Consider the following 14117-nt stretch of genomic DNA (forward strand, 5'->3'; position numbering starts at 1 on the left):
GACCTGAGAGGCTAATTCAAGCAGACAAATATGACGTTTTCCAGCGTGATTTAATGAATATTCTGTGTCGAAATTAAAAGCGCGGCTAAACCATGAGCTTAGCGCTAGATTAAATTTTAGATAACAAAAAAGCGACCAGAGGTCGCTTTTGCGGATGTTACGCGGGCAGAAAAATTACTTTTTTGCGGCTTCGATAATGGCTTTGGCCATTTCATCAGCCACAGCGCCGGTTGTACGGTTCTGCGCATCAGCTTGGCTGAATATTTTCAACAGGGTGTTGTAAATTTCTTCTACTTTAGCGGTCGATTTCGCCGCATCGTAATCTTTTTCGAACGACACGTTGATAATGCCGCCTGCGTTGATCACATAGTCTGGCGCGTACAGAATGCCCATTTCTTTCAGTTGTTCGCCGTGGCGTACTTCAGCTAATTGGTTGTTGGCACAGCCAGCAACAATTTTGGCATTCAGTTGCGGTAAGGTCGCATCGTTTAAAGTTGCGCCAAGGGCACAAGGAGCATACACATCCACATCTTGCGCGTAAATTTCTTGAGGCGCGACAACAATGGCACCAAAGTCGGTAGCGACTTTGTCTAACGATGCTTGATGAATGTCGGTAACAATCAGTTCAGCGCCATCGTTATGCAAGTGTTTGCACAGGTAATAGCCAACGTGACCTACACCTTGAACGGCGATTTTAAGGCCTTTTAGGCTGTCTAAACCGAGTCTATGTTTAACCGCAGCTTTGATGCCTAAATAAGTGCCAAGGGCGGTGAACGGTGATGGATCGCCACTCTTGCCTTCAAGACCTGCCATATAAGGGGTTTCTTCATGGGCAATCATTATATCTGCTGTAGTTGTACCCACGTCTTCAGCGGAATAATAGCGGCCGCCAAGGCTATTAATGAAACGGCCAAAAGCGCGGAATAGGGCTTCGCGGTCTTGTCTTTTTGGATCGGCGATGATCACTGATTTGCCGCCGCCCATGGTTAAACCGGCAAGGGCGTTTTTGTAAGTCATGCCACGAGAGAGGCGTAATACGTCAGTCAGGGCTTCATCATCCGATTGGTAATTCCACATCCGGCAACCACCCACGGCAGGGCCAAGGTTAGTGTTATGGATGGCGACAATGGCCTTTAAGCCACTTTCTTTATCATGACAGAATACGACCTGTTCATGTTCGTCAAAGGATACATGATTAAATACAGCCACGTGAATTTCTCCGCTATACACAATGAAAAAGCCGACGAGGTGAGTCCCATCGACTGCTTGTTATATTTATTGCAGAACCATAGCATTTAGCGATACTCTCAACCATGCATAATGACCGAATAAATACATTATTTGTGGCAATTTAGCTTTCCACTTTACGTAAACGTAAGCTTTGCGGTTGGAAATGGATTGTACTGAATTTAATGTAACGAATAGAATGAATCGCGCACTGATCCCAAGAATTAGGTTCGCGTTATAACAATAAGATAGGACGGAAGTATGACTGAACAAGCTGTCGACCAAACTCAACAGAATTTATCAGCTGAAGAAGTGGAAAAGCTGCGTCAAGAGTGGGTCAGAACTCAATTTCAAAAAGCCAATCGTTTCCTCGCTGAAAAAGGCGTGATCCCAAGTAAAGTCTTGGCCGATGATAGTCGTTATCTTGCGCCTTACATGGCGATTTGGAAAATGGAATCAAAGCGTCCCAGCAACAAAACCTATTGGGTGATGTCGGGCGATTTACCATCGGATTTCGTCGATGTGAAAGTGGCGGCAACGGCCCGTGATGCGGTGCGTCATTTCTCTATGATGTGGCAAATGCAGGCGGAAAACTTGGTACGTTCAGGTGCAACCCGTGATGCCACGCAGGCCAAATTTGCGCAATTACTGGTATCGCGCGCCGAGAGTTTATATCGTATGCACAATGACGATAAGCTGTGGAATGCCTAAGCTCAAATGAGTTGAGGATTGTATTGAGATTGTATTAAGTCAATACAGTCACTTGTGTTGATTGATACTGATAATTGAAATAACAATAAGGCACTCAATTGAGTGCCTTTTTTATACTGACTTTTATGTTGATTTCCTATGTTAAGAACAAGGCCATCAAGCAAAGTCGATAAAGCTTATTCTTCGCTGTCGCTTAAGTAGAAGAAACCTTGATTGATGAGTTTCAATAGTAAGGCTTGAACTTCTTCATGCTGACATATTTCAGTCGCTTCATCGGCGCTTAAGCTCACGTTATCGCTCAACTGTGCGATAACGTCTATCGGTGTATTTAGCAATTCGTGCACGTCACCATTGATGAATAATCGCGGCGTGGCATCATTTTCAAGGCGCAATACTTTCAAACCGCCGATACGGCTGACGCCAGCACCTTGGGCGAAGGCATCTTGCAAATCTTCAATGCTGTAAGCTTCTTCACCTTCACACAAATCAAGTTCGAAACGGTTTTGACTGAGTAGCTTACCTAACACGATTTGGTAGCTATTGGGATCTTGGCTCAGCTGACTCAAGAGTGACATTATGCCCACTTGATGATCTTGGCTGACGATACCCGCTGAACTCGGTTCAGTTTGTGAGGTGAAACGCTGCTGACCTAAGTTATTGTCGAGCAAATAATCGGCAACTTCGCTGACCAATTCTTGCTGGCTTGGGGCGCGAAAACCAATCGAGTAACTCATTGCCACAGTTAGGGTTTCGCCGCAATGCGGGAAACCTGGCGGAATATAAAGCATGTCGCCTTTTTCTAGCACCACATCGATAATTGGGGTGAAGTCTTCAACCAGCGGCGAGTTTGGGTTGCCACCGCGGCGTTGTTGCGGAGTATTGTCGCCCACAGTCCAGCGACGCTCACCTTCGCCTTGAATGATAAACACATCGTAGTTATCGACGTGTGGGCCCACACCACCACTTGGGGTTGCAAATGAGGCCATCAAATCATCGAAGCGCCAGTCAGGTAGAAAGCGCAGCGCTTCAACTAATGGCTGTGAATCGGGATACCAATGGTTGACTGCTTGCACTAGCAATTGCCAATGGGTTTCGCCATAGCTGTCGTAATCCTCAAACGGGCCTTGGACCACTTCCCAATCATTGTCTTTGGTGACGACGATACGTGAAGAGATTTCTTCCTCACAGGCAAGGCCTGCTAGTTCATCGGCGCTGATAGGATCTTCAAACTGCGGAAAGGCTTTTTTGATCAGCAGGGGTTTCTTTTGCCAGTATTCACTAAGAAACTGGGCGATATCGAGATTGAGTGTATACATAGTGTTAAAAAAGGCGACCACATCGCACAGATGTGAGTCGCCTTAATCCTTATTTCTGTTTATGAAAGAGTATTGTCCATCGCCAATTTCAGCTAATAACTAAGTTCAGTTAAAAACTAAGTTCAGTTAAAAGCTTACTTCAGTTCGTCGACAAACGTTTCGGCGCGACCAATGTAATTGGCGGGCGTCATTTTCTTCAGTTCAGCTTTCACTGAGTCTGGTAATTCAAGTCCGTCAATAAACACTGACAGTTGCTGCGCGTCGATACGTTTACCGCGCGTCAGTTCTTTTAACTTTTCGTATGGTTTTTCAATGCCATAACGACGCATCACAGTTTGTACTGGTTCTGCTAACACTTCCCAGTTGTGATCTAACTCATCACGCAGGTGCGCTTCGTTAACTTCTAACTTGCTGATGCCTTTTAAGGTCGCTTGATACGCGATCAACGCATGGGCAATACCCACGCCTAAGTTACGCAGCACAGTTGAGTCAGTTAAGTCACGTTGCCATCTTGATAACGGCAGCTTAGACGCTAAATGTTGCATCAGCGCGTTAGCGATCCCTAAGTTACCCTCAGAGTTTTCAAAATCAATTGGGTTAACTTTATGCGGCATAGTCGATGAACCGATTTCACCGGCGATAGTGCGTTGTTTGAAGTGACCTAGGGCAATGTAACCCCAAATGTCACGGTCAAAGTCAATCAGTACAGTGTTGAAACGGGCAACCGCATCAAACAGTTCGGCAATATAATCGTGTGGCTCGATTTGCGTCGTGTAAGCGTTCCAGTGCAGGCCAAGGCTAGTCACAAAACGCTCAGAAAGTTCATGCCAGTTAACTTCAGGGTAGGCTGACAGGTGAGCATTGTAGTTACCTACGGCACCGTTCAGTTTGCCCATGATTTCAACATTGGCGATTTGTTTGATTTGACGCTCAAGACGCATCGCCACGTTCGCCATCTCTTTACCGAGTGTCGAAGGTGAAGCAGGTTGGCCATGGGTGCGTGACATTAATGGCACAGAGCGATATTCAATCGCCAGCTTTTTAATCGCAGTCAGTAACTCGTTGCAGTAGGGCAGTAATACTTGTTCACGGGCTTCAGTCAACATTAAACCGTGGCTTAAGTTGTTGATATCTTCGGAAGTACAGGCAAAGTGAACAAACTCACCCACAGCGGCTAATTCGCTATTGCCCGCGATTTTTTCTTTGATGAAGTATTCAACCGCTTTCACATCGTGGTTAGTGGTGCTTTCGATAGCCTTAACACGCAGCGCATCTTGTTCGTTGAAATTGTCTTTAATGCCATCGAGCACAGCGATAGCTGACGCGCTCAGTGTTGGCACTTCGCTAATGTCTGGGCAGTCGGCTAACAGTTTTAGCCAATTGATTTCAACCTGAACACGGTACTTGGTAAGACCGAACTCGCTGAAAATCCCTCTCAATGACGCGGTTTTACTACCATAACGACCGTCTACCGGAGAGATAGCAGTTAGTGCGGAAAGATCCATGTGAAGCTCCTTGATGAACGCTAATTTTATTATAGGGTAAGACTTTTCTTGGCTGTATCGACTATGGCTTTGCGGGCGAAGACTAAGTGTCGACGCTTACCGCCAAGTTGGCGCCACAGTACAGCGCTGCGCATGGCTGCAAGCAGTAGAGCGCGAATTTTTTGTTGTACGATAGGGCGTTGCAAACATACTGGATTACCAGAGATTTGGATTTTCGGCCCTAAATTACTGATGATGTCACTGTAAATGCTGGCAAGATTGGCAATCACTTGCTCATCGGTGATCGCAAAATGATGTAGCTGGCGATTCACTTGATTAATGCGCTCGGCCAACATGCCTAAACCACTGTTAGAGCGAACTAATTTTCGCTCTAACGCCAACACGCCAACTAAATAGCGGGTGATTTCAACATCTTTTTGACTGCTGTCACCGAGCTGATTCAGGATCAGCTTATAGCCTTTTTGCAATACGATTTTGTCTTGGTAGACATCGGCAGTATTGTCAGGATTGGTGACAAGAATGGTGTTTAAGCTCGCCGCGAGCTCGGCATTATCTAATTCGCCATGGCGGGCTAAATGTTGAACTTGGGCAATGGCTTGCAGTATGCCCGCAAACGCCATGGTCCGATTCATGAGTTGCTCGTTCACGCTTTACCCTCGGATCAATTGATCTATGATGCCGCCACCTAAGCAGACTTCACCATCATAAAATACCGCAGACTGTCCTGGCGTTACCGCCGCAACAGGCTCATCGAAGACCACGCGTAAGGTGTGTTCATCTGTGTAGGTCAAAGTACAAGGCACATCTTGTTGGCGATAACGGGTTTTCACTGCAATATGACAGCCATCGATAGGTCCGATTCTATCCACCCAATGCAGTTGGTTAACTGTCATGCCGGTCGACATCAAACGAGGATGGTGTCCGCCTTGCCCTACGATCAATACGTTACGCTCAAGATCTTTATCAACGACATACCAAGGATCGTCATTGCTGTTTTTCATGCCGCCAATGCCTAAGCCTTTACGCTGGCCTAAGGTGTGGTACATCAGCCCTTGGTGTGTACCTATGACTTCGCCTTCTGGGGTTTCGATATTGCCAGGCTGCGCCGGTAAATAAGTGCCTAGGAATTCAGTGAACTTGCGCTCACCGATAAAGCAGATGCCGGTGCTATCTTTTTTATCATGGGTGATTAGGCCCATTTCTTTTGCGATTTCACGTACTTCATGTTTTTCCAATTCACCGACAGGGAACAGACTTCGAGCCACTTGCTCGTGGCTAAGGGTGTAGAGGAAATAACTTTGATCTTTATTGCCATCGACGCCACGGAGCATTTGTGTGCTGCCATCGCTATTATCACGGCGGCGCACATAGTGGCCCATGGCGATGTAATCGGCGTCGAGGATTTCGTCGGCAAATTCTAAAAATGCCTTAAATTTGATTTCTTTGTTGCACATGATATCGGGATTGGGCGTGCGGCCGGCTTTGTATTCGGCGAGGAAATACTCAAATACATTGTCCCAATATTCGGCTGCAAAGTTAACTGTGTGTAGCTTGATCCCGAGCTTGTCGCATACGGCTTGGGCATCTTTTAAATCTTCTGCGGCAGCGCAGTACTCGTTGTTGTCATCTTCTTCCCAGTTCTTCATGAAAAGGCCTTCAACCTGATAGCCTTGCTGCATAAGCAAATAGGCTGAAACAGATGAATCTACACCGCCGGACATGCCGACAATGACTTTTTTTCCTGTATGAGTGGGTTCGATTGATGTCATAGATCCTAAAAACCATTGAGTATGTGTGTTGGCTAGGTTGTTTAAGTTAAGCCGCGACATTGAGCGCGTAACAAAAAGTGCCTAACCTAGCTTAAAAAATATGGGCTAGCTTTAAATCCAAGCTAACTTAAAAATCTGGGTGTCGTGCGAGCGGTCAGTAAAACTCGTATTTACGGTCTACTGTACAGTCTGCTATTTAGCCACGTAGAGGCCGATAGGCACTAGCACATGCATAAGTTTAACAAGCAGTTTATGCGGGGCGGTATTCTATCACGCCTTACTCGCTTGGGCTATCGCGAGGCGGTCACTATTGAGTAAGGAGAGGGCATAAGTTTGGCCCTGTTGTGCGTTATTAAGATAGTCTTTTAGGCAATCGAGCACTAAGGGGCTGCGCAGTAAAGATGACTTGGCTTCTATCTGTGCAAAACTCAGCCAGTGCGCACTGTGGATAGCGTTGTCCTGCGGCGCAGGTGAGGGCATATCATCTAACTGCACGAAGAAGGTAAAGCGCACAAAGGCTAAGTCTTCACTGGCGCTAAATTGATAGATGCCGACGAGTCCTTGGGGGTTAAGTGATAACCCCGTTTCCTCAAACACTTCACGCTCACAGGCTTGGATTAAGCTTTCATTCGCTTCTAAGTGACCCGCTGGCTGATTAAAGCGCTGCTCGCCATCAATCCACTCTTCCACCATCAGATACTTATCCTGTGAAGTCGCATGAATAATACAAGCGACGGTCACATTGGGTTTATATCGTTGACTCATAGTGCCTCCTTTGAGTGGACATGGTGCCACTTTTTAGTGGCGTTGAGCGCAGAAACTTGGCTGAAAGTTAGACTTCATCACCGAGGCGAATGCATTTATGCTCACCCGATGGCAAATTATCTAGACTCCATTGGCCTATTTTATAACGGATTAATCTTAAGGTCGGAAAACCGATATGCGCTGTCATGCGTCTGACTTGGCGGTTACGGCCTTCATGAATTTGGATTTCTAACCAAGTTGTTGGGATATTTTTGCGTTCTCTCACTGGCGGATTACGTGGCCAAATATCGGGTGAATCCATGATTTTGACTTTAGCAGGCAGCGTCATACCATCATTTAATTCAACACCTTGGCGCAGTTTCGTCAGTGCATCTTCCGTCGGGACGCCTTCTACTTGCACCCAATAGGTTTTAAAGGTTTTCTTTTTCGGTTCTGTCAGTCTTGCCTGTAATTGACCGTCATTGGTCAGCAACAACAAGCCCTCACTGTCTCTGTCTAAGCGGCCTGCGGCATACACGTCAGCAATGGGAATATAGTCTTTTAGAGTTTTGCGACCTTGTTCGTCGGTAAACTGGCAAAGTACATCAAAAGGCTTATTAAACAGCACGATAATCGGTGCGAGCGTTTGGATCTGCACCGGTTTTGCCGCTGCAATTGCGCGTCGATTAGGATTTTTAAAGGGTTCTTTCTTTAAACTGCCATTGGCATTACGTGCTGGCGCCACTTTGCTATCTACGGCGGTAGCGCGGTTGACAGGGCCTCTGCTCGCGGGCTTAGCGGGTTTAATCGTGCTATTGGCTGGGGAACTGGTACTGGAATTGGCACGTTTAGGTGGAAACTTGTTTTTGTTCATACTTTTGCTAACAGGAGGTTGAGACACGCTTACCTGACTTGATTGAGTCGTTAATGTGGTCATAGTGTACTTGGCATTCGCCGTTAGTGGAATTTGAATATTATTGCGAATGCTCTATGATGTCGGCCAGAAAATGTGATCTGTGCCTAAATGTTTATTAGGTTTTAATGAGTCGTTGTAACAAATTTTAGCTTGCGCGCAAAGGCAGAAGGGCATTGATAATTTGAAAGGTTAAGGCGGATTCGATTGCCTTGATTGATATTTTCACTGTGCTCAGATTTGTTCGCCATGCTATAAAATTATTATAAAAAATATTAAATTTTACAATAATGTAGGATGTAACATGAAAGATAACTCATCAACAATTATTTACACTGAAACAGACGAAGCGCCAGCACTGGCCACCCTCTCACTCTTACCTATTATCAGAACGTTTACCGACGCAGCGGGCGTTGCGGTTGAAACCCGTGATATCTCGTTATCGGGCCGTATTATTGCCAGTTTCCCTGAGCAACTGACCGAAGCACAAAAGATTGGCGATCATCTGACTGAGCTTGGCGAGTTAGCGAATCAGCCAGAAGCGAACATCATCAAGTTACCGAATATCAGTGCTTCGATTCCACAATTAAAAGCCTGTATCCTTGAACTCCAGCAAAAAGGTTACAACATCCCTCACTATCCGGATGAGCCAAAAACCGACGCTGAAAAGTCAATTAAAACACGTTACGACAAGATTAAAGGCAGTGCGGTAAACCCAGTACTGCGTGAAGGTAACTCAGATCGCCGTGCCCCATTATCGGTGAAAAACTTCGCCAAAAAAAATCCGCATTCAATGGGTAAATGGGCTACAGATTCTAAGTCACACGTTGCTCACATGACTGACGGCGATTTCTACGGCAGCGAGCAGTCAGTGACTTTATCTGATGCGGGCAGCGTGAATATCGTGCTGACGCAAAAAGATGGCCAAGAAGTGGTGCTGAAATCGGGTCTTAAGCTGCTGGCTGGCGAAATTATCGATGCTGCGGTATTGAGTAAAAAAGCCTTAGTGAGCTTCTATGAGCGTGAAATCGAAAACGCCAAAGCAGAAGATGTGCTGTTATCGCTGCATCTGAAAGCCACTATGATGAAAGTGTCTGATCCTATTATGTTTGGTCACGCTGTGAAGGTATTCTTCAAGCCAGTGTTTGACAAGCATGCGGCGCTTTTTGCTGAATTAGGCGTAGATGTTAACAACGGTTTTGGTGATGTTTATGCCAAAATAGCGACATTACCTGCCGATAGCCGCGCCGAAGTCGAAGCCGATATCGCCGCCGTTTACGCTGCACGTCCCGCATTGGCTATGGTTGATTCTGACAAAGGTATCACCAACTTACACGTGCCAAGCGACATCATTATCGATGCGTCTATGCCTGCTGCGATTCGTTCATCTGGCCAAATGTGGGGACCAGATGGTCAACTGCATGACACTAAAGCTATGATCCCAGATCGTTGCTATGCCGGTATCTACCAAGAAACGATTGCCTTCTGTAAAGAGCACGGCGCTTTTGATCCTAAAACCATGGGCAGCGTTCCAAACGTGGGCTTGATGGCGCAAAAAGCCGAAGAGTACGGCAGCCACGATAAGACCTTTGAAATACCTGCTGACGGTGTGGTCAACGTTGTCGATGCCAGTGGTAAGGTATTGATGAGCCATAACGTGGAAGCGGGCGATATCTGGAGAATGTGCCAAGTTAAAGACGCACCTATCCGTGATTGGGTCAAACTGGCCGTGCGCCGTGCCCGTTTAAGCAATACACCTGCGGTATTCTGGTTAGATAGCAAACGTGCCCACGATGCTCAAATCATTGCAAAAGTGCAGCAATATCTGCCAGAGCATGATACTGATGGCTTAGAGATCAGCATTATGTCTCCAGAAGAAGCGACTCGCTTCTCGTTGGCTCGCATCAAAGAAGGCAAAGATACCATTTCAGTTACGGGCAACGTTCTACGTGACTACCTGACTGACTTGTTCCCTATCCTAGAGCTGGGCACCAGTGCCAAAATGCTATCAATCGTTCCGTTAATGAACGGTGGTGGTCTATTTGAAACTGGCGCGGGCGGTAGTGCACCTAAGCACGTGCAACAGGTTGAGAAAGAAGGTCACTTACGTTGGGACTCTCTGGGTGAATTCTTGGCTCTGGCTGCGTCTCTTGAGCATTTAAGCCAAACTGTCGGTAATCCAAAAGCCCAAGTGTTAGCTGATACCTTAGATCAAGCCATTGGTCAATTCTTAGATAGCAACAAATCGCCATCAAGAAGAGTCGGTGAGTTAGACAACCGTGGCAGCCATTTCTACTTAGCCATGTACTGGGCACAAGCCTTAGCCGCGCAAACGGGCGATGAGCAGTTACAAGCTCACTTTATTCCGTTAGCGCATGCGTTGGCCGCAAATGAGCAAGTGATTGTGGCTGAATTAGCGACGGCACAAGGTGCACCAGTCGATTTAGGCGGTTACTACCGTTTAGATGCGGCTAAGGCTGAAAAAGCCATGCGCCCAAGCGAGACGTTAAACAAGTTGTTGATTGCTTAATCTCGTGAGTTTTAGCTTTTGGATGGCGCATGCGTCAGTGTGGGCCATCAAAGTTGATGTAAAGTTGTAAGTCATTAGACTGATTTTGAAAAGGGATCTGCATGGCAGATCCCTTTTTTATGCCCTAAATTTGCTGTCGAGACAGATGATAAAATCTTTTTGTGGGGATGCTATGGGTGAGGGGCTGCGATTGATCTTGAATTAAATTCATGCGTAATGCTGACAAGCGATGGAGCATTAAGTGCCGAGGATTAATAAAACACGCAGCAATAAAAAGGCAGGGACAAGTCCCTGCCTTTTAGATCATTGGCCTCACCAAACGTTATTTTGTTGGTGAAATGGCTGAAGCGTGCATCCCTTTTGGACCGGCTTCTACTTCAAATTGAACGGGTTGGCCTGCTTTTAGAGTTCGATAGCCTTCCATTTCAATGGTAGAATAGTGTGCAAAAACGTCCTCACCACCTTGATCAGGGCAAATAAACCCGAATCCTTTGGCGTTGTTGAACCATTTAACAGTTCCGCTTGCCATACTTCCACTTCCTTCTGTTGTCTACTTACCAGTAAGATAGTAAAACCTGTATAGACGGGTATTCGTTCACCGTCTGCACAACAGAATGTAAGGAGTAAAAGCGGAAGTCAAGCTAAAATTAACAAAGGGGTAACAACTGATTAATTTGAACGGATCAATTGGAAGAGGCCAACACGAGAGGCTAGTATTAAAAAATGGCAAAGATAGGAAATATTGAACACGTTGAAGAACGTGTCGAATCAGAGTTAATGCCGCCTTCGATGTACAAGGTGGTACTCAATAATGATGATTACACCCCAATGGATTTTGTGATTGAAGTTTTGCAGGTTTTCTTTCGCAAGAACGAGCAGGAAGCGACCGATATCATGTTGACGATCCATCACCAAGGAAAAGGTATTTGCGGTATTTTCCCGTTTGGGATTGCAGAAACTAAGGTGATACAAGTAAATCAATTTGCAAGACAAAACCAACATCCGTTACTGTGTTCGTTAGAGAAAGCATAAAACCGCTTTACTCTGTAGTCTGTTGTTAATTTTGGGGGTGCTTATGCTGAACAAAGACCTGGAAGTCACCTTAAATCTGGCGTTTCAGCAAGCCAGAGACGCGCGTCACGAGTATATGACAGTGGAACATCTGTTATTAGCTCTGATCGACAATCCTGCGGCTCAAGAAGCGTTAATCGCCTGTGGAGCGAATCTAGATAAACTCAGAGATGAAGTGGCAAGCTTTATCCAACAAACAACCCCAATCATTGCCGATATTGATGATGACAAAGAAACTCAGCCAACGCTGGGGTTCCAACGAGTGCTGCAACGTGCAGTATTCCATGTGCAGTCATCGGGTCGCAATGAAGTAAACGGCGCTAACGTGTTAGTCGCCATTTTCAGTGAGCAAGAATCCCAAGCCGTGTATTTACTGCGCCGCTGCGATATTAGTCGCCTAGACGTTGTGAATTTTATTTCCCATGGTTTCGCCAAAAATGATGATGCTGAGTCACATCAAGATCAAGAACGGGTTGAAGATCAGGGCGAAAGCAGCGAAGAGCGCAGCATGTTGTCGCAATTTGCGTCCAACTTAAATCAACTTGCTAAACAAGGGATCATCGACCCACTGATTGGTCGTGATCAAGAAATTGAGCGCGCGATTCAAACCCTGTGCCGTCGCCGTAAAAATAATCCGCTGTTAGTGGGTGAGGCGGGCGTAGGTAAAACGGCGATTGCCGAAGGGCTGGCGTATCGCATCGTCAATAAACAAGTGCCCGATGTGATGCTTGAAGCCACAGTGTATTCCTTGGATTTAGGTTCACTGCTGGCGGGAACTAAGTATCGCGGCGACTTTGAAAAGCGCTTTAAGAACCTGTTAAAAGAACTGGCGGCTGATAAGCATGCCATCCTATTCATCGATGAGATCCACACCATCATCGGTGCGGGCGCGGCCTCTGGCGGCGTAATGGATGCCTCTAATCTGCTGAAACCTTTGCTATCTAGCGGTAACTTGCGCTGCATGGGCTCGACAACTTTCCAAGAATATCAAAGTATTTTTGAGAAAGACCGCGCACTTGCACGTCGTTTCCAAAAGGTGGATATCAATGAGCCTTCAGTGGAAGAAACCACTAAGATTTTGATGGGGCTTAAGTCTAAATACGAAGAATATCATGGGGTTCGTTATACACAGGCTGCGATCAGCAGCGCTGCGGTATTGTCGGCCAAGCACATCAATGACAGACATTTACCCGATAAAGCCATCGATGTGATCGATGAAGCGGGGGCGCGTATGGTGATGTTGCCTATGAGCAAACGTAAAAAGACTATAGGCCAAGCCGAGATTGAGTCGATAGTGGCGAAAATGGCGCGTATCCCTGAGAAGTCGGTATCCGCCACTGATAAGGACTTACTGCGTAATCTTGAGCGTAACCTTAAGATGGTGGTCTTTGGCCAAGACAAGGCCATTGAGAGTCTGAGTTCGGCCATTCGCTTATCGCGCAGTGGCTTAGGCACAGACAGGAAACCTGTGGGTAGCTTCTTATTCGCGGGTCCCACCGGTGTGGGTAAAACCGAAGTCACTAACCAACTGGCCAACTGTTTGGGGATGAAACTAGTGCGCTTTGACATGTCTGAGTACATGGAAAGCCACACAGTGTCACGCTTGATTGGTGCGCCTCCTGGATATGTGGGTTATGACCAAGGTGGCTTGCTCACCGATGCTGTGATTAAAAATCCGCACTGTGTGGTGCTATTGGATGAAATCGAGAAGGCCCACCGCGATGTCTATAACTTGCTGTTGCAGGTGATGGATCACGGTACTTTGACCGACAATAATGGTCGTAAGGCTGACTTCAGACACGTGACTTTGGTGATGACAACGAACGCGGGTGTTCAGGAGACTATTCGTAAGTCGATTGGCTTTACCCAACAAGATCACACCCAAGATGCGTTATCTGAAATTAATCGGGTATTTTCACCAGAATTTCGAAATCGTCTCGATTCCATCATTTGGTTCAACCATTTGGATATGACGATTATCGCCAAAGTAGTCGATAAGTTCTTGGTGGAATTGCAGGCTCAATTGGATGCAAAACACGTTACTTTGGATGTCAGCGACGAAGCCAGAACCTTGTTGGCTGAGAAAGGTTACGACAAGAACATGGGCGCGCGTCCAATGGCTCGGGTCGTGACCGAATTGATCAAACGTCCATTGGCAGACGAGATCTTATTTGGTGTCTTAGAGTCAGGCGGTGTGGCGCATGTGGATGTGAAGGAAGGCGAGATTGTCATTCGTACCGAACGTCACGAAAAAGCGACAACAAAAGCTTAACGCTTGATTATCCAGTAGTTTTTGACATAAAAATGGCTGCAATTGCAGCCATTTTTTTC

The 14117-nt window shown here is 46.3% G+C and carries 12 protein-coding genes; 4 read left to right on the plus strand and 8 right to left on the minus strand.

Features of this window, described 5'->3' with window-relative positions; genetic code table 11:
• Positions 1-174 precede the first annotated feature (174 nt).
• Positions 175-1209 (minus strand): Glu/Leu/Phe/Val dehydrogenase dimerization domain-containing protein, encoded by a 1035-nt coding sequence (locus tag DYH48_RS07875; RefSeq protein ID WP_115334462.1) that lies wholly within the window; start codon positions 1207-1209, stop codon positions 175-177.
• A 279-nt stretch (positions 1210-1488) separates the two neighbouring features.
• On the opposite strand from DYH48_RS07875, the gene DYH48_RS07880 reads away from it, so the two are divergent.
• Complete coding sequence (locus tag DYH48_RS07880) at positions 1489-1938, plus strand: DUF4826 family protein (RefSeq protein WP_115334463.1); 450 nt, start codon at positions 1489-1491, stop codon at positions 1936-1938.
• Between the two features lie 176 nt (positions 1939-2114).
• Here the strand turns inward: DYH48_RS07880 and DYH48_RS07885 are convergent, their stop codons facing one another.
• The 6 genes from DYH48_RS07885 to rluE form a co-directional block, all read right to left on the minus strand.
• On the minus strand, positions 2115-3254 hold the full coding sequence (locus tag DYH48_RS07885; RefSeq protein ID WP_115336111.1) for a ribosomal protein uL16 3-hydroxylase: 1140 nt from the start codon (positions 3252-3254) through the stop codon (positions 2115-2117).
• A gap of 134 nt (positions 3255-3388) precedes the next feature.
• The gene (gene purB, locus DYH48_RS07890) at positions 3389-4759 is read right to left on the minus strand and encodes an adenylosuccinate lyase (RefSeq protein ID WP_012089398.1); all 1371 of its coding nucleotides are present in this window, start codon (positions 4757-4759) and stop codon (positions 3389-3391) included.
• 29 nt (positions 4760-4788) lie between these two features.
• Positions 4789-5391, minus strand: coding sequence for a high frequency lysogenization protein HflD (hflD, locus tag DYH48_RS07895; protein WP_370452671.1), 603 nt, complete (start codon positions 5389-5391; stop codon positions 4789-4791).
• 18 nt (positions 5392-5409) lie between these two features.
• Entirely contained in the window at positions 5410-6528 is a 1119-nt protein-coding gene (gene mnmA / locus DYH48_RS07900) for a tRNA 2-thiouridine(34) synthase MnmA (protein ID WP_115334465.1), read from the minus strand.
• A 270-nt stretch (positions 6529-6798) separates the two neighbouring features.
• Positions 6799-7293 carry an NUDIX hydrolase gene (locus tag DYH48_RS07905; protein WP_115334466.1) on the minus strand — a complete coding sequence of 165 codons (495 nt, stop codon included), beginning with the start codon at positions 7291-7293 and terminating at the stop codon, positions 6799-6801.
• A gap of 67 nt (positions 7294-7360) precedes the next feature.
• Positions 7361-8146, minus strand: coding sequence for a 23S rRNA pseudouridine(2457) synthase RluE (rluE, locus tag DYH48_RS23660; RefSeq protein ID WP_256613032.1), 786 nt, complete (start codon positions 8144-8146; stop codon positions 7361-7363).
• A 343-nt stretch (positions 8147-8489) separates the two neighbouring features.
• Between rluE and DYH48_RS07915 the strand changes: the two genes are divergently transcribed.
• Positions 8490-10715, plus strand: coding sequence for an NADP-dependent isocitrate dehydrogenase (locus tag DYH48_RS07915; protein ID WP_115334467.1), 2226 nt, complete (start codon positions 8490-8492; stop codon positions 10713-10715).
• Between the two features lie 322 nt (positions 10716-11037).
• Here DYH48_RS07915 and cspD read toward each other — a convergent pair whose 3' ends face one another.
• Entirely contained in the window at positions 11038-11244 is a 207-nt protein-coding gene (cspD, locus tag DYH48_RS07920) for a cold shock domain-containing protein CspD (RefSeq protein WP_006081937.1), read from the minus strand.
• A gap of 194 nt (positions 11245-11438) precedes the next feature.
• On the opposite strand from cspD, the gene clpS reads away from it, so the two are divergent.
• Both clpS and clpA read left to right on the plus strand, forming a co-directional pair.
• Positions 11439-11747 (plus strand): ATP-dependent Clp protease adapter ClpS, encoded by a 309-nt coding sequence (gene clpS / locus DYH48_RS07925; RefSeq protein ID WP_006081936.1) that lies wholly within the window; start codon positions 11439-11441, stop codon positions 11745-11747.
• A gap of 43 nt (positions 11748-11790) precedes the next feature.
• A complete protein-coding gene (gene clpA, locus DYH48_RS07930) occupies positions 11791-14058 on the plus strand; it encodes an ATP-dependent Clp protease ATP-binding subunit ClpA (RefSeq protein ID WP_115334468.1) in 2268 nt (755 codons plus the stop codon).
• Positions 14059-14117 lie beyond the last annotated feature (59 nt).

It is taken from the genome of Shewanella baltica (assembly GCF_900456975.1).
In the GTDB taxonomy this organism is placed as follows: Bacteria; Pseudomonadota; Gammaproteobacteria; order Enterobacterales; family Shewanellaceae; genus Shewanella; species Shewanella baltica.